Below are 15446 nucleotides of genomic sequence, written 5' to 3'. Positions count from 1 at the left end.
CGAGATGGTGTCCAGGGGCAGGGACTCGATCTACCTTTGATCTTGGCCAGTGCTCCGCCGTTTACGGCGGGGGTGAAGGCCATCTCAGGGCTGCTCTGACCCGCACGTTCGCACGGGTCCGCAGTGTTGTCCTCAGCCGGTGGGGCGCTGCTGGTTTTCGATGTACTGCTTGACGACGGTCAGCGGTGCGCCGCCGCAGGATCCGGCGAAGTAAGAGCCGGACCAGAAGTGTCCACCCCACAGGTAGCGGCGGACGTGGCTGTCGTATTCCTGGCGAAGCCTGCGGGAGCTGACGCCCTTGAGGGAGTTGACCAGTTTGGAGAGCTGGACCTTGGGCGGATAGTGCACGAGCAGATGGACATGGTCCTGCTCGCCGTTGAACTGCTTGAGTTCGGCCTCGAAGTCGGTGCAGACGTCGCGCATGATCTCCTCGGTGCGCGTCAGCATGGCGTCGGTGAATGCCTTACGCCGATACTTGGTGACGAATACCAAGTGGACGTGAAGGTTATAGACGACGTGACGGCCGGTGCGTACGTCAGGATTTGGGTTCCATCGTGGTGACATAAGCCAACTGTAGTAGGGTGATGGTCATGGGCGAACTCGTGTGGGAGAAGCGGCAGTTCGGGCACCGCGCCCGGCTGGCGCTGACGCCTGCACAGGTCCGGCTCATGGATGACCAGGCGCACGCGGCACGCGCGATGTGGAATCAGCTCCACGACCTGTGGCAGATGACGCCGAAGTGTCAGCGCGCTCCGACGCGCATGGATCAGGCGTTGCGGCAGGCCCGCAAGGAGATCGACTGGTACGCGGTGCTGCCCGCGCAGGCCGCGCAGGCGGTACTCAAGACGTACTTCCAGGCGTGGCGGAACTGCTGGGACGGGCGTGCGGACGAGCCGAACTTCAAGGCCCGCCTGCGCACGGCGATGTCGGTGGACATCCCGCAGGGCCGGGACTTGCAGATCAAGCGAGTACACCGACGGTGGGGCATGGTCAACATCCCCAAGGTCGGGCGTGTCCGCTTCCGCTGGACCAAGGATCTCCCCGTCGGCAAGCTCGCCAACAAGGAGAACCGGATCACCGGGGCACGGCTGGTCAAAGACGGACTCGGCTGGCACATCGCCTTCCGCGTCCAGACTCTGGAATCAAAGCCTGAGCCGCACACTGGCCCTGAGATCGGCATCGACGCCGGGGTCAATCTTCCCCTTGCCTTGTCCGATGGCAACCATCAGGATCACGGACGACCCGCCCGGCTCCCGGATGGCGCCGCCGACCGGGACAAGTGGCTGAACCTGGATGAGAAGGCCAAACTGCTTCGCCTCGAACAACAGGCCGCGCACCGCAAGTCCTTCCGCAAGCCGAAGGAGCGCAGCTCCAACCGGCTGCACGCCACCTACGACCAGATCAAGCAGCTCCGCGCAAGAGCCACGCGCCGAGCAATCGACTGGCAGCACAAGACCACCACCGCCATCGCCAAGCAGTACGGCACGGTCGTGGTGGAGCAGTTGCAGATCACGAACATGGTCAAGTCCGCCAAGGGAACCATCGAGAACCCGGGGAGGAACGTCGCGCAGAAGTCCGGCCTGAACCGTTCCATCAGCCAGGAGGCGTGGGGCCGCACCGTGACACTGCTGACGTACAAGGCCGCCCGTCAGGGCGGCACCCTGGTCAAGGTACCCGCCCCGAACACCTCCCTGCGCTGCTCCGCGTGCGGATTCATCACGCCCGGCAGCCGCGAAGACCAGGCCACGTTCGTATGCAAGAACCCGGACTGCGGATGGTCGGCGAATGCCGACTGGAACGCGGCCCGGAACGTCTTGCACCTGTACCGGATCGGCCTCGTGGCGATCCCGGCTGCCGGGAGGGCAGTCGTCAGGCGCACCCGTGGCGTCAAGCCCGCTGCCGCAAGGTAAGCAGGAATCTCCTTCCTGAGCCTGCGAAGGGAGGAGAGCACTTCAAGGTCAGTTCAGCATGTCAAGGGCCTTGGTGATCTGCGCTCGTGCGTCCGCGCCGTACACGGCCGTGCTGCGCAGCTGCTCGAACGCGCGCAGGTAGAGGGCGACTTCCCGAAAGCCATTCACTGGCTCAACCTTTACAGCCACACCTGGAGCCCTCAGGCCCTCTGATCCTACGAATGACCAGATCAGGCCCAGGCCATGAAGGTAGGACAACCTCTAGTCGTCGAGCATGTCGGTGGTGTTGTACTGGTCGTGCCTGATCCGGAAGGCTTTCAGGTCTTCGCTGCTGCGCTGTGAGTACTCCGCCACCTTCTCGAAGTACTCCTCCCTGGGAGCTCCCGGTGTGAAGAGCAGCAAGAGGGACACCGGGTCGTCGCTGTCGTTATGGAAGGCGTGGAGCCCGCCGGGCGGTACGTAGAGGAAGTCTCCCTCGCCTCCTGTGACCCAGCGCTCGCCGTTGTAGAGCCGGATTTCGCCGGAGAGGACGTAGAAGGACTCGGAGATCGTACGGTGGAAGTGTTCCGCGGCGCCCTTGGCCTTCGGTCCCATGTCGATCTTGTACAGACCGAACTCGCCGTTGGTGTTCTCCTGACTGGCCACGTAGGTGATGAAACCGGTGTCGGGCTCCGGGGACGCAGGTCGGAACAATGCGCTGACCTGGCCTTTTTCGCCGAGATAGCGGGGCTCTGGATAGGACATGGCAACTTCCTTCCGGGCCGGCGGTATAGCACCGCACAGGAGGGGCCTGGGCAGACGTCAGGCAGCACTGCACCGAGCTGACCCTGATCGAATCGACCACGTACCGGCCCGCGGAGCCGGTCCGCCGGAGACTGCGTGCTCCTTCGTCAAACTCTCTTCTGGAGATCGCTAGTTGGAGCTGTGGGCGCGCCGCGGGATGCCAGGGGCCGCGTCCGCTCGGCTCTGCCTGGGGCGATGGTGGACGGGATGGGAGCCCCCGACTCTCGTCACAATGAGCCCGCGGCCGGGAACGGCGCTCCCTCCATCCCGGTGCCGGCTGATCGGCCGCCGGAGGCATCATCTTGTGCCCGCGGATGACGTCCTGCCCTGGCCCGCATGGTGCGCGCCCGTGCCCTGCGATCGGGCGGCGGTGCTCAGGCTGTGAGGCCTTCGATGGCGACGGGAAGATGGCGGGGGCCCCGCAGGACCGCGTTGGCGCGGTACGGCGGCGGGTCCTCGATCAGCCCGGAGAACTTGACCCGGCGGAACAGTTCGGGCACGGCCAGATGCAGTTCGATACGGGCGAGCGGGGCGCCGAAGCAGTAGTGGATGCCTGTGTAGAAACCCAGGTGTTCGTTGTCCTTGCGGTCGGGATCGAACTGGTTGGGGTCCTTGAAGCGTTTGGGGTCGCGGTTGGCCGCGGCCAGCATGAGCCAGACCGGCGAGCTCTTGGGGATGGTGGTACCGGCGACGTCGATGTCCGCCAGGGCGGTGGTCCACGGGACGAATTGGACCGGGGGCTCGTATCGCAGCACTTCCTCGATGAGCGGTACGGCCAGTTCCGGCTCCTTCTGGAACCGGTCGAGGACGTCGGGGTGGCGCAGCAGGGTGAGGGTCGTGTTGGTGATCGCGTTGACGGTGGTCTCGTGGCCGGCGACCAGGAGCAGCACCGCGGTGGCCTCCAGGTCTGCGGGTGTCATGTCGGGGGTGAGGGCGCTGAGGATCCCGGGGCCGGGGTGGCGGCGTTTGGTCTCGATCAGGTCGGACAGGTAGGCGCCGATGTCCTGGCGCGCCTGCTGTGCTTTTTCCTGGCCGCTCCCGCCGGCGGCCTGGGGGTCGATTCCGGACGCCAGGGCGTCGGCCCAGCCGTGGAAGAGTGGTTCGTCCTCGCGCGGCACGCCGAGGACCTTGCAGATGGCGGTGACGGGAAGGGGGTAGGAGAAGTCCTCGACGATGTCGACCTGGTCCTTGCCCTCGAAGGCGTCGAGTAGTTCGGTGACGGCCTTGGCCAGCTCTCCGCGCAGTCCGTCGAGGAATCCGGGGCTGTGCGGGGGGCCGAACGGCCGGTTGATGGTGTCGCGCAGCCGGTCGTGCTCGGGCGGGTCGGTGAAGATGAAACTGGGCGGCAGGCCGGTCTTCTCCGGCGGCTGCCCTGGACGGGCGTGGCCCGGTGGGCGGTGGCGTGTGTCGTTGCTCAGTCGCGGGTCGTTGGCCAGGTTGCGTACCTCGTAGTAGGTGCTGACCAGGTAGGTGCCGTCGTCCTCTCGCCTGACCGGTGTCTTGCGCAGTTCCGCGTAGAGCGGGTACGGATCGGCTCGGTTGGCGTAGTCGGTGATCTGCGCGGAGATGGTGTCGGGCGTCATGGTGTCTCCTGAGGGGCTTCGGACGGCGCAGGGCCGGTGATCAGGCGTGCGACGGAATGAACTGGACACGCCGCTCGCTCGGTGAGTGACCCGTCAGCGTGACGGTGGGCCCGTGGGTGGGCAGGTGGGGGTCGGGGAAGTCCGGCGGTTGACGGTTCCGTATTCCGGCGGGAAAGGCGCCCCGGCCGCGATCTGCTGCTCGTAGAAGCCCATCCACTTGGCTCCGTCGAAGGCGGCCGCGGCGATGACGCGGCCGCGGTAGCCGTACACCGCGACGAACTGCGCCTCGGCGAGCGCCCCTTGGGCGACGACTATCTGGTCGCCCAGCGAGGGAACGCCCACCGACTTGATGTTGACACCGAACTGGGAGGACCAGAACTTCGGCAGCCACAGGTGCGGACGGCGCTCGGGGCCTGCACAGACCATGTTGTGGGCGGCGATCTCGGCCTGTTCGACGGCGTTGCCCCAGTGCTCCAGCGCCAGGAACTGGTAGTCGAACAGTGGGTGGGGGCTGCGTGCGACGTCACCGGCGGCGTAGATGTCGTCGGTGACGATGCCGTTGACGTCGAACACCCGGCATCCGGCGTCGCAGGCGATCCCCCGGGCACCCGCGGCCACCCCCGAGCCGGCGAGCCATTCCGTGTTCCGGATGGCACCGAGCGAGACGACCGCCACCTCCACGTCGATCGCCGAACCGTCGGACAGATGGGCGCGCCTGAGCCGTCCCACATCGTCGCCCTCGAGGGCAGTGACACTGATGCCGCAGCGCAGGTCGACTCCGTGGTTGCGCTGCAGCCGGGCCGCGACCGCGCCGATCACTCCGCCGAGTGCGCCCACCAGCGGTGCCGGGCCGCGTTCGGCGACCGTGACCTCATGGCCCAACTCCCGGCAGACGGAGGCGACTTCGGAGCCCGTGAATCCGGCGCCGATCACCAGTACCCGGGACGCGCCGCCGGTCAGCTTCCGGTGCAGCTGTGCGGAGTCGTCGCGGGTACGCAGCACGAACACCCCGTCCAGAGCGGCCTCTTCCGGGTGGAACCAGGGCCGCGCTCTGGTCCCGGTCGTGATCAGGAGGCGGTCGTAGGGGACGGTGTCGCTGTTCGCCAGGCACACCTGCTTGGCGTCCCGGTCAAGGCGCGTGGCGGCAACGCCCAGGCGCCATTCGGCGTCGATGTCGCGCCGCCGTGGCAGTGCGGTGTCCTCGGGCCGTGCCCGTCCGAGCAGCGCCTGCTTGGACAGCGGCGGCCGGTCGTACGGTTCGTACGGCTCGTCGCCGATCATGGTCAGCGATCCGGCGAAGCCCTTCTCGCGCAGGGTCTCCGCCGCGCGCAGACCCGCCAGCGAGGCGCCGACGACGACTATGCGGCCCTGGCGGCGCAGGACCTCGACGTCCCGGTCAGCCGACATGGGGTTCCACCCGCTTCGTCGGCTCGTCGGAGTAGTCGACAAGGATGGCCTGGACCGGGCAAGCAGCAGCGGCCTTCTCCACCCGGTCGCTTTGTGCCTCGTCGAAGCGAGGGGAGAACAGCAGCGCTTCGTTCCCGTGGAGGGAGAAGACATCCGGGGCGAGAAAGACGCACTGCGCGTACCCCTGGCACCGGTTGAGATCGACGACAAGCCTCATCCGGAACACGCTCTCCGAAGGCCGCGGTCACTGTCGGCTCCGCAGTCCTTGCGCTCGGTTCACACGATTGGCAGGCATGCCTCACATCCAGGATCGCCCCCTCCAGGGCTGGCTTGCAAGGCGAGGGGTTCAGGGCGAGCCTCAGCTGAGTGAACGCGTGTCTGGCGCTGTCCGATCCATCCGACCGGTGCGTCGCGCAGGCGCAAGGTGCACATTGGATGTATGCACCTCGGCCAGCGGTTTGCCGTCACATGGCAGCGGTGGCACGCCACCCGGGCATTGGTGCTGCTCCCTCTCGGGTTGATCGCGACGATCACCGTCGTGGACATCCACTCTCCGGAATCCGTCCACCTCGGTCCGCTGCTGGTCGTAGCCCCTGCCATCACGGTGGCGATCGGTGGGGTCTGGCTGACCGCACTGATCGGCGTACTGGCGGTGGTGGCTCAGGTGGTTATCGCTGTTTTCCACGGGGGTCTGACCACGCCCAACCACATCAGCCAGATCATCGGACTCGCGATCCTCTCGGCGTTGGCCGTGATCGTCTGCCTGGTGCGTGACCGGCGCAGGGCTGAGCTCGCCCAGGTGCGGACCGTTTCCGAGGCCGCGCAGCGGGCGCTGCTGCGCCCGCTGCCCCGCCGGCTGGGCGTTCTGCGCATCTCGTGCACGTACCTGGCCGCTGCGAAGGAAGCCCGTATCGGCGGTGATCTGTATGCCGTTGCCCGCATCGGCAACCGCACTCGTGTGCTCATCGGCGACGTCAGGGGGAAGGGACTGAACGCCGTGGGTGAGGCGGCCGCACTTATGGGCGCATTCCAGGAGGCCGCTCACCAGCACGCCACACTGCCGGCGCTCGCCAGCGCCCTGGACCGCAGTGCATGCCGCTACTCCGCCCAGTTCCTCGGGGCGGACGATGAGGCTGAGGAGCACTTCATCACCGCGCTGCTGCTGGAGATCCCCGATGGTGGCTCGGTGGCGCGGTTGACGCACTGCGGGCACCCGCCGCCCCTGCTCATCAGCCGGGGGCAGGTGATGATTGTCCAGAGTTCCCCGGCGCCGCCCCTGGGCATGTGCGGGCTGACGCAGGACATCCGCACTTCTCACACGTTCTCGTTCGGGGCCGGTGACACGCTCCTGCTGTACACCGACGGTCTCGTGGAGGCCCGCGACAGCAGCGGCGCCTTCTACCCATTGGAAGAGCGACTCCCTCTGTGGGCCAAGTGCCATCCCGACGCGCTCGTCGAGTGCGTCCAGCGCGACCTCCTGGCCCACACCGGCGGGGACCTCCGCGACGATGCCGCCGTGCTCGCCGTACAACGAACGGCAATGGCACACGTCGGACACCTCGGCAGCGAGCTGGTGGGCAGCGACGGCCGCCCGATGGTTGACCTGAAGCGCCATTAGCGCACGGCCGGTGAAGCGAGACCTCATCCTTGGCAGGGCGATCGAGGAACCCGGTCGACCGCGATCGACATCCGTTGCCCCTGGTCCGCTTGCCGCTGGAGTTCGGCGTTCATCAGCGCCGCTCGGGGCTGGACCCACGCCCTGGGCCGCGGCTGTTCGGCTCTGCCTGGGGCGAAGATGGTCGGGGATGGGAGCCCACGACGCTCGCTCACCACGATCCGGCCGGCACTCACGAACGGCGCTCTGTCCATCCCGGAGTCTGAGCGCCCCCGCCGGAGGCATCTCCTGTGCCTGCCGCTCCCTCTCGGCAGGGGGCTCTCGCTCAAGTTGCGCAGACCGGCGTAGCCGCCGGGAATCTTTCCGCAGCCGGGCGTAGCGTGAAATGACAGATGCCCCATCTGAACTCAGAGTGGTGCACTGAGGCGAGCGGTCCTGATCACAGACCTCAGCAGGCCGCAGCAACACAGTGCGCTCGCATGATCACACTGTGAGAGTCCGTAAAGGCTGGAGGGGTCCGACGCCGAGGACACTCTGCGCACGGGCCAGTTCCCTTGAGAAGGAAGGGTCCGGAGCCTGAGCGACGACGAGGATGCCGGCACCAGCATCGTTGCCGAGAACGCCCGCCGAGTTTTTGGGCGCTGAGAGACGAAAGGTCACTCATGCCTCAATCCATGCGCGCGCTCGTAGCCGGAAAGGTCGGCGAGCCTACCGATGTCCTACGCCTGGAATCCCGGCCCGTTCCCACGCCAAGCACTGGCCAGGCGTTGATCCGCGTGAAGGCGACTCCCATTCACGCCAGCGATCTGCACGTGCTGCGTGGCCGCTACGGTTTCTCCCCCGAATTCCCCACCGTAGGGGGTCACATGGAATGCGTGGGCCGTATCGAGGCTTTGGGCCCGGATACCGAAGGGCTGAAGATCGGCGAGCGCGTGGTGGCAGCTGCAGTCCCCGCGGTGCCCGGGCCCGCTGTGGCCGGCACCTGGCAGGAATACCTTGTTGCAGATGCACGAAGACTCCTGCCGGTCCCCGACGACCTGAGCGACTCCAGCGCCTGTCAACTCGCCGTCAATCCGTTGACCGCGATGCTCCTCGTGACTCGCGAACTCGACGTACAGCCTGGCGAATGGCTGTTGCAGACGGCCGCGGGCTCCACCGTCGGCCGGCTCGTCATTCAACTGTCCAGGCATCTGGGCATACGCACGATCAACGTCGTGCGGCGACGCAACGCTGTCGAGGAGATCAAAGCGCTTGGTGGCGACGAGGTCATTTGCACTGAGGATGAGGACCTGTTGCAGCGTGTGGCAGAGATAGGGGGCCCGGCCGGCGTGCACAAGGCCACCGACTGTGTCGCAGGCCCCGTGGGTGCCCAGGTATCCCAAGCATTGGCTCCGGGCGGAGAGGTCGTGATCTACGGCGCGCTCTCCACCCATCGGCAAACCGACCCGGCAGCGCTGACCATCCCGCTGCAGGCACGCTCGGTCATCTACGAGACCAAAACAGTCCGCGGCTTCTGGCTGAACCGCTGGTTCGGCACTGCCTCACCCGAAGATGCGCTGCGCGCGCTGTCCCAGGTTCGCAGTCTCGTCGCTGATGAAGTGCTGAGCATTCCCCAAGGCCAGCCGTTCCCGCTCGAACGCTTCACCGAAGCCATCTCGCTGGCCGAAACACCGGCACATGGGACCAAACCGCTCTTCGTCTTCGACGACGATCGGGACACGGACGACAGTTGACATGCTCCTCAGGTTTTGCTGCCCATGCCGAGGTGGGGGTCTGGTTGGGAGCCCGTGTGAGCCCTCGCTGCCTGGCGCTGCTCCTGCTGAAACCGCCCTGCCCGGCGCGATAGCCGCGCCGCGCGGTTCGTAGCCGGGCCGGCGAGCCTCGCTACCGCTGCAAGTCGGCTTGCGCGCGGGCGTGTTCGATGTCGGGGACGTGGTGCTCGGCCCATTCCCGGACGGCACGCAGGGGTATCAGCAGTGACCGGCCGAGGTCGGTGAGGGCGTACTCGACGTGTGGGGGATGCGCGGGAATCTCCGTGCGGGAGACCAGGCCGTCGTACTCCATCGCGCGCAGCGTCTCTGTGAGCGCCTTGGGTGTGATCCCCCGGATGTGCGCTTTGAGCTCGGTGAATCGCATCGTCCTGGTGTCGAGCGCGTTGACGACGAACACCGTCCAGCGCGCCCCGATCCGGTGAAGAACGGTGCGACTGGGGCAAGTCGCGGCCATGACGTTGTAGGCCTTACCCATGCACGACTCCCGGTAGCGTTGTAGATACCGGTATAGAATCTATACCGTCTGGGCCGTGGCCAAAACCGATTCCACGATCCGTCCCTCCATGGCTCGACACAGCCGATTCGTCGCGGCGATCGTCATCGACTCGATCGGCACCGGCGTCTTCATCCCCGTATCGATGCTGTACTTCCTGGCCACGACCCCGCTGACGCTGGTGCAGGTGGGTGCGGCGCTGACGACGGCCGGGCTACTGGCGCTCCCAGCAGGTCCTCTGGTCGGAGGGCTGGTCGACCGGTACGGCGCCAAGCCGGTGCTGCAAGCAGCAAACCTGGCCCAGGCACTCGGCTTCGCCGGATATCTCGTCGTGGGCCAAACCTGGCAGATCGCCATCTGCGCGTGGTTGAACAGCGCCGGAAGGGCAGTGTTCTTCGGCTCCTACGGCGTGACCATCACGGCGCTGGCCGCGCCTGGCCAACGCGAGCGCTGGTTCGGCCTCCTCGGGTCCGTACGCAACCTCGGATAAGAGATCGTGGCCGTCAACGCCATCTCCTATGTCACCGCCTTCGCCCTGATGCGGACCGTACCGAACGCCCGTCCCGAAGCGGGCCACGACGCTGCCGGAGGCTGGCGACGCGTGCTCCAAGACCGGCATTACCTCCCAGTCATCGGACATCAACTGTGCTTCGCCCTCTCGTTGTTCGCCCTCAACATCGCGATACCCGTCTACGCCGTGAAGGTGCTGGGACTGCCGGGCTGGACGGCCGGGGCGGTCTTCACGCTCAACACCCTGATGGTCGGCTTCGGCCAGGGCATCGTCATCGGTTGGCTCAGCGGACGAGTCCGCAGTCGCGTCCTCGTCGCAGGACACGCCTGCTTCGCTGCCGGCTACCTCCTGTTCCTCACCGCCGACCGCGTGGCTGCGCTCGCCCTCGCGGTCGCCGTCATCCTGCTCGGCGCGGCCAGCTACACCCTCGGGGAAGTCCTCGGCGGCCCCATCACGTCGACGGTCGCCGCGGAGAGCGCCCCAGAAGCTCTCCGCGGCCGGTACCTGGCCCTCAATCAACTCGCCGTGACGTTCGCAGGAACAGTCGCCCCGATCGCGTTCTCCAGGTTGCTGTCCACTGGGCCAGCCACGACCTGGCTGACCCTGGCCGGCGTCAGCGTCCTCGGAGCGACGCTCGCCACCGTGATCGGCAGGATCGTGCCGGCGGCACAGAGCCGCATCGGGGATGTCGCGTGCTTGGAGCAGATGGAGTGAGACGCGGCGAGTAATGCCGCAGGATGAAACAGATCGGTGACCCACGCCTAATCCCGCCCGTCTCACCGGGCGTTGAGACCGCTTCTGGTAGTTGCCTTGTCCGGGTCATGCTCGGGCCGCCGGGGCAGGCCGAGCACCCGTGCCCTTTGCGGACCCTGAATGCGTGGTCGGGGTGCTGGTTGAAGGCGTGCACGACGCTGGTAGGCGGTGCCTTGATCGTGAGGACCGGACCAGGATCGGATATCCAGTGTTCTGCCCACCCCATGAGGACGCAAGATGGTCCGCATGACTTTGGCAACTCCCGTGCTGCACACGACTCGCCTGCGACTGCGCCCCTTCGCCGACGCCGATGCGGACCTCCTCTTCGCGCTGCACAGCAGCACCCATGTGATGCGGTACTGGGACTCCGCACCCTGGCACGAACGAGCTCGCGCTGAGCGCTTCATCGCGATGTGCGCAAAGATGGCGGAAGAAGGCACCGGGGCGCGGGTAGCCATCGACCGTGCGCGTGACGGGGCCTTCGTCGGCTGGTGCGGGCTGACCGGATGGAACCCGGACTACCGCAGCGCGTCGTTGGGCTACGTCCTCGACGATGAGATGTGGGGCCACGGCTACGCGACGGAAGCCGCGCATGCCTTGCTGCAGTGGGCATTCGACACACTGGACCTGAATCGAGTTCAGGCCGAGACCGATACACGCAACGCGGCATCTGCCCGAGTGCTGGAAAAGATCGGATTCGTGCGGGAAGGGACGTTGCGGGAAGACTGCGTCGTGGACGGCGAGGTATCCGACTCGTGGGTGTTCGGGTTGATCAGGCGAGAGTGGCGGCCGTCGACCATGCCGATCTCAGCCGGTTACTGAGGTTGAACTCGTGGTGTCGTAGCGGGCTATACGGGTCGGATGGTCAGGCCGGTCTCGGCAAGGCAGCCGTCTATGAGGTTGCTGCGGTACTGGATGTGCCGCAGGCCGCATCGGATGCGCTGGATGAGGTGTTCTGGGGTGCTGAAGGCGACGTTGGAGAGCCAGCCGCGCCGCAGCAGGGACCAGATGCCTTCGACGGGGTTGAGGTCGGGTGCGTAGGGCGGCAGGTAGTAGATGGTCAGCCAGTCCCGGCCTTCCGCCCACTGTCGTAAGTCGGCGGCCTTGTGGACGTTGAGGTTGTCCCAGACGAGCACGATCTGGCCGCCGAGCTGCTGGTGGGCGACGGTCAGCAGGTCCCGATAGTCGCGCCAGGAGAAACTCTTGCGGCCGTCCCGTCGGCCATCGTCTCGACGCGGCCGATAGATCAGCCGGGACCGGTGGCCGGGCTTGTAGCAGGTCAGCGCCGCGATGGATATCCGCCGACGGGAGCGGCCTCGAACGCGCACGACCGGGGTTCGGCCTCGTGGCGACCAGGTCCTGGCCTGCGGCGGCGTCATGGAGAATCCGGCTTCGTCCTCAAAGACAAGCCAGGCTCCACGGGCCGCCGCGAGTCTTCCGCGCAGGGCCACACCTCCTTGACCCACCCGGCCACCGCGTCGTCGTCCCGTTCCATCGCACGTCGGGCCGGCACCTGGCAGGACCAGCCATTACGCACCAGCAATTTCCGCACGCCCTGGATCGTGTAACTCAGGTGGAAACGCCGGCCGATCACCGTCTTGACTCGCCCCAGCGTCCAGCGCTGGTCCTCCCAGCCGTGCGCGGCCGGCCCTTTGGCCAGCTCCTCTTCCAACTGCGTGAACTGCTTCTGGCTCAGCCTCGGTAGCGATGCCGGACCCTGCGACCGCAGAGCCCGCGGACCACCCTGGTCCCATGTCTGGCGCCACCGCTGCACCGACCGGACGCTGACCCGCAGGTCCTTGGCGATCACCGAACTCGCCTCACCCCGCGCGAACCGCTCCGCGGCCTGAATTCGTAACTCCTCGCGAAACTGCTGCCGTTCGGCGGTGAGCCCGCCCCCTTGTGGATACCGCATGCACCTGGTGATACCGCAGCGGACGACCAGTCGTCAGCCCCTACGACACCACGAGTTCAACCTCAGTAAGACGGTGTCCTATGTGGTGAGTCGGGCGTATCGCTTGTAGCAGCACAGGGCTGCGGCGAGGCCGAGGAAGGCCAGGTAGTTGCGTGGGTGGCGTTCGTAGCGTGGGCTGAGTCGTCGGTAGCCCGACAGCCACGACATGGTTCGCTCGATGACCCATCTGCGGCGGCCGAGTCGTTCGCTGGACTCGATCCCCTTGCGGGCGATACGCACGCCGATGTGCTTGCCCCATAACCATTTACGCAGGTGGGGCACATCGTAGGCTTTGTCGGCGTGGAGACGCTGGGGTTTGAAGTACCGGCCGCGGTGAGGGTCGTGTCTCGTTTGGTGACCCATGATCATGGGCCTCAGCGCGAGGCTGTCGTGGGTGTTCGCGGCTGAGAGGCCGACGAGGAGGGGCAGTCCGTTTGCGTCCGACAGGACGTGCATCTTGGAGCCCGGCTTGCCTCGATCCACGGGGCTCGGGCCTGTGAGTTCGCCCCTTTTTTGGCCCTGACATGTGCGGAGTCGAGGACTGCGCGGGAGAGGTCGAGCAAGCCAGCGTCATCCAGTCGGTGCAGGATCTCCTCGTGCAGCCGGCCCCACACACCGGCTCGTGACCAGATCAGGAATCTGCGGTGGGCCGTCGACTTGGATATCCCGAAGCACGGCGGCAACGCCCGCCAGGCACACCCACTGACCAGCACATAGATGATCGCCGCGAACAGCGTCTCATCAGGCGTGTCCTGCGTCCCGCCACCCTGCGGCCGCACTCTGGACGGCGGGATCAACGGCTTCGCAATCTCCCACAACCCGTCCGGAACAATCCAACTCCACGTCCCCTGACCCATGTTGAGAACCAATACCCCGACTCACCACATAGGACACCGTCTAAGACGTCATCTCAATTGATGGCTGATGACATAGGAGCGTGTCTCACGTGGCTGTAGGCGCTCAAATTTCGTGGCCGCATCGCATGGCCGGTGACCAAGTATTGGCCCAGTGGCCATGCACGTGAGATCGCCTGGTCAAGTCATTGAGTCGTTGGAGTGGGTAGTTCGTGAGCTGGGCCGCTCAGGGGCAGCTTCTCAGCAGCGTGGTTCTCGTACGACGCCTGAGCTGGGGGTACGCCATGGGTGGCGGCACGGTCATAGTCAGCGCTCGACGTCGTTGCGGTGAAGTCGCGGAAAAACAGGCTTGGTTGACGGTATCGGTTGATCTTCTTTTCTCGGCTGCCCCGCGGCGGACGCTCCGCTGGTGCGAGGGGCAGAAGCACTACCCCGGCACCTAATGGACGGCGACTACGCAGGATCCCTTGATCTACCTTTGATCTTGGCCAGTGCTCCGCCGTTTACGGCGGGGGTGAAGGCCATCTCAGGGCTGCTCTGACCCGCACGTTCGCACGGGTCCGCAGTGTTGTCCTCAGCCGGTGGGGCGCTGCTGGTTTTCGATGTACTGCTTGACGACGGTCAGCGGTGCGCCGCCGCAGGATCCGGCGAAGTAAGAGCCGGACCAGAAGTGTCCACCCCACAGGTAGCGGCGGACGTGGCTGTCGTATTCCTGGCGAAGCCTGCGGGAGCTGACGCCCTTGAGGGAGTTGACCAGTTTGGAGAGCTGGACCTTGGGCGGATAGTGCACGAGCAGATGGACATGGTCCTGCTCGCCGTTGAACTGCTTGAGTTCGGCCTCGAAGTCGAGTCGCGTCTGGAGCTCGGGCGGCTGTTGTTCGCCGATTTCGATCCCTTGGTGCATGGCGTCGTGGCCCAGCCGCTTCCATTGAAGGTCGAGGTCAAAGGCCAGGTCCGCAAGCACATCCCGGACTACTCACTGCTCACCGAGAACCGCCCGGAGGTGGTGGATGTCAAGCAGCATCGACGGCTGCCCGACCCGGTGGTGTCCTTCACGTTCGCGTGCCCGGCAGGGGTCGAGTCGCGTGACGGGCGCTCAGCGCCTCGTCTCGTACCTGGTCAGGATCACGCCGCAGGGAAACGTCCGCGTCTCCACCAGGTTCAGGTTCACCCAGCTGTCCAGCGCGCTGAAGAACGGCGTGCCGCCGCCCACCAGGACCGGCGCGGTGGCCAGCACGTACTCGTCAATCAGCCCGGCCCGCATGGCAGCCCCGGCGAGCGTCGCGCCGCCGATGTCCATCGGGCCGCCGTCCTCGGCCTTGAGCCGGGTGATCTCGGCGACCGCGTCACCGGTGACCAGGCGGGTGTTCCAGTCGACCTTGTCGATCGTCGAGGAGAACACCACCTTCGACATATCCCGCCAGCGGCGCGCGAACTCGATCTCCGCCGGGGCGGCGTTGGCCTGCTGATCGGCGTCCGGCCAGTAGGAGCTCATCGTCTGCCACAACTTGCCCCCGTACAGCGACAGGTCGGTCGCCTGCAACTGGTCGGACCAAAACTGGAACAGCTCGTCGCTCGGCACGCTCCAGCCGATGTCGTCGCCGGGCGCGGCGATGTAGCCGTCCAGGCTCAGGTTCATGCCGTAGATCAGTTTCCGCATGGCGCCAGCCTTCCGTGAATCGGTCTCACGCGTGCAGACCGGCGCGCCGCGGGAAACTCATCGGTGTGCGAGTTCGTCCAGCACCGCCCGGTGCAGCAGACGCCACAGGCCGGCCTCGGTCCCTACCGTGAAGCGGCGATGCGCGGTGGCG

General features: G+C 66.4%; 12 protein-coding genes and 3 pseudogenes. 5 read left to right on the top strand and 10 right to left on the bottom strand.

What is annotated here, in order from left to right; genetic code table 11:
- Window positions 1-132: 132 nt before the first annotated feature.
- Complete coding sequence (gene tnpA, locus OHO83_RS08175; RefSeq protein WP_266558385.1) at window positions 133-564, bottom strand: IS200/IS605 family transposase; 432 nt, start codon at window positions 562-564, stop codon at window positions 133-135.
- Window positions 565-590: 26 nt separating this feature from the next.
- Between tnpA (OHO83_RS08175) and OHO83_RS08170 the strand changes: the two genes are divergently transcribed.
- The gene (locus OHO83_RS08170; RefSeq protein WP_330278994.1) at window positions 591-1910 is read left to right on the top strand and encodes an RNA-guided endonuclease InsQ/TnpB family protein; all 1320 of its coding nucleotides are present in this window, start codon (window positions 591-593) and stop codon (window positions 1908-1910) included.
- A gap of 261 nt (window positions 1911-2171) precedes the next feature.
- On the opposite strand, the gene OHO83_RS08165 is transcribed toward OHO83_RS08170, so the two are convergent.
- The 4 genes and pseudogenes from OHO83_RS08165 to OHO83_RS08150 all read right to left on the bottom strand — a co-directional run bounded on the left by OHO83_RS08165 (window position 2172) and on the right by OHO83_RS08150 (window position 5900).
- Window positions 2172-2654 (bottom strand): cupin domain-containing protein, encoded by a 483-nt coding sequence (locus tag OHO83_RS08165; protein ID WP_329432708.1) that lies wholly within the window; start codon window positions 2652-2654, stop codon window positions 2172-2174.
- A 413-nt stretch (window positions 2655-3067) separates the two neighbouring features.
- Window positions 3068-4276 carry a cytochrome P450 gene (locus OHO83_RS08160; RefSeq protein WP_330278993.1) on the bottom strand — a complete coding sequence of 403 codons (1209 nt, stop codon included), beginning with the start codon at window positions 4274-4276 and terminating at the stop codon, window positions 3068-3070.
- Window positions 4277-4316: 40 nt separating this feature from the next.
- Window positions 4317-5683: pseudogene (locus OHO83_RS08155) on the bottom strand (NAD(P)/FAD-dependent oxidoreductase).
- On the bottom strand, window positions 5673-5900 hold the full coding sequence (locus OHO83_RS08150; protein ID WP_329432704.1) for a ferredoxin: 228 nt from the start codon (window positions 5898-5900) through the stop codon (window positions 5673-5675). Before OHO83_RS08150 ends, OHO83_RS08155 begins: the two are co-directional and overlap by 11 nt.
- A gap of 222 nt (window positions 5901-6122) precedes the next feature.
- On the opposite strand from OHO83_RS08150, the gene OHO83_RS08145 reads away from it, so the two are divergent.
- Together OHO83_RS08145 and OHO83_RS08140 are read left to right on the top strand one after the other, a co-directional pair.
- Window positions 6123-7301 (top strand): PP2C family protein-serine/threonine phosphatase, encoded by a 1179-nt coding sequence (locus OHO83_RS08145; protein ID WP_330278992.1) that lies wholly within the window; start codon window positions 6123-6125, stop codon window positions 7299-7301.
- 671 nt (window positions 7302-7972) lie between these two features.
- Window positions 7973-9031, top strand: coding sequence for a zinc-dependent alcohol dehydrogenase family protein (locus tag OHO83_RS08140; protein ID WP_330278991.1), 1059 nt, complete (start codon window positions 7973-7975; stop codon window positions 9029-9031).
- A 151-nt stretch (window positions 9032-9182) separates the two neighbouring features.
- On the opposite strand, the gene OHO83_RS08135 is transcribed toward OHO83_RS08140, so the two are convergent.
- Window positions 9183-9545 carry a winged helix-turn-helix transcriptional regulator gene (locus OHO83_RS08135; RefSeq protein ID WP_330278990.1) on the bottom strand — a complete coding sequence of 121 codons (363 nt, stop codon included), beginning with the start codon at window positions 9543-9545 and terminating at the stop codon, window positions 9183-9185.
- A gap of 88 nt (window positions 9546-9633) precedes the next feature.
- On the opposite strand from OHO83_RS08135, the pseudogene OHO83_RS08130 reads away from it, so the two are divergent.
- A pseudogene (locus OHO83_RS08130) lies at window positions 9634-10788 on the top strand (MFS transporter).
- Window positions 10789-11073: 285 nt separating this feature from the next.
- On the top strand, window positions 11074-11649 hold the full coding sequence (locus OHO83_RS08125) for a GNAT family N-acetyltransferase (protein WP_330280733.1): 576 nt from the start codon (window positions 11074-11076) through the stop codon (window positions 11647-11649).
- A gap of 26 nt (window positions 11650-11675) precedes the next feature.
- Here the strand turns inward: OHO83_RS08125 and OHO83_RS46920 are convergent.
- The 4 genes and pseudogenes from OHO83_RS46920 to OHO83_RS08100 form a co-directional block, all read right to left on the bottom strand.
- Window positions 11676-12742, bottom strand: a protein-coding gene (locus OHO83_RS46920; RefSeq protein WP_432748113.1) for an IS630 family transposase whose coding sequence is annotated in 2 segments (ribosomal slippage) — window positions 11676-12296 and window positions 12299-12742 — 1065 coding nt in all. Because the reading frame shifts where the segments join, the coding sequence is not laid out codon by codon here.
- Window positions 12743-12820: 78 nt separating this feature from the next.
- A protein-coding gene (locus OHO83_RS08110) for an IS5 family transposase (protein ID WP_329432751.1) occupies window positions 12821-13638 on the bottom strand; the annotation gives its coding sequence in 2 pieces (ribosomal slippage) (window positions 12821-13290 and window positions 13290-13638; 819 coding nt in all).
- A 571-nt stretch (window positions 13639-14209) separates the two neighbouring features.
- Window positions 14210-14482: pseudogene (gene tnpA / locus OHO83_RS08105) on the bottom strand (IS200/IS605 family transposase); the annotation flags it as partial.
- Between the two features lie 249 nt (window positions 14483-14731).
- Window positions 14732-15295 (bottom strand): dihydrofolate reductase family protein, encoded by a 564-nt coding sequence (locus tag OHO83_RS08100; RefSeq protein WP_266677409.1) that lies wholly within the window; start codon window positions 15293-15295, stop codon window positions 14732-14734.
- Between the last annotated feature and the right edge of the window lie 151 nt (window positions 15296-15446).

It is taken from the genome of Streptomyces sp. NBC_00569, from assembly GCF_036345255.1.
Lineage (GTDB): Bacteria > Actinomycetota > Actinomycetes > Streptomycetales > Streptomycetaceae > Streptomyces.
Note: the sequence above shows the minus strand (reverse complement) of the source record. Positions and strands in the feature narration are given on the sequence as shown.

What these genes read in the sequence shown, in the direction of transcription:
- tnpA (WP_266558385.1), bottom strand. Translation starts at nt 564, where the DNA reads ATGTCACCACGATGGAACCCAAATCCTGACGTACGCACCGGCCGTCAC.
- OHO83_RS08170 (WP_330278994.1), top strand. Translation starts at nt 591, where the DNA reads ATGGGCGAACTCGTGTGGGAGAAGCGGCAGTTCGGGCACCGCGCCCGG.
- OHO83_RS08165 (WP_329432708.1), bottom strand. Translation starts at nt 2,654, where the DNA reads ATGTCCTATCCAGAGCCCCGCTATCTCGGCGAAAAAGGCCAGGTCAGC.
- OHO83_RS08160 (WP_330278993.1), bottom strand. Translation starts at nt 4,276, where the DNA reads ATGACGCCCGACACCATCTCCGCGCAGATCACCGACTACGCCAACCGA.
- OHO83_RS08150 (WP_329432704.1), bottom strand. Translation starts at nt 5,900, where the DNA reads ATGAGGCTTGTCGTCGATCTCAACCGGTGCCAGGGGTACGCGCAGTGC.
- OHO83_RS08145 (WP_330278992.1), top strand. Translation starts at nt 6,123, where the DNA reads ATGCACCTCGGCCAGCGGTTTGCCGTCACATGGCAGCGGTGGCACGCC.
- OHO83_RS08140 (WP_330278991.1), top strand. Translation starts at nt 7,973, where the DNA reads ATGCGCGCGCTCGTAGCCGGAAAGGTCGGCGAGCCTACCGATGTCCTA.
- OHO83_RS08135 (WP_330278990.1), bottom strand. Translation starts at nt 9,545, where the DNA reads ATGGGTAAGGCCTACAACGTCATGGCCGCGACTTGCCCCAGTCGCACC.
- OHO83_RS08125 (WP_330280733.1), top strand. Translation starts at nt 11,074, where the DNA reads ATGACTTTGGCAACTCCCGTGCTGCACACGACTCGCCTGCGACTGCGC.
- OHO83_RS08100 (WP_266677409.1), bottom strand. Translation starts at nt 15,295, where the DNA reads ATGCGGAAACTGATCTACGGCATGAACCTGAGCCTGGACGGCTACATC.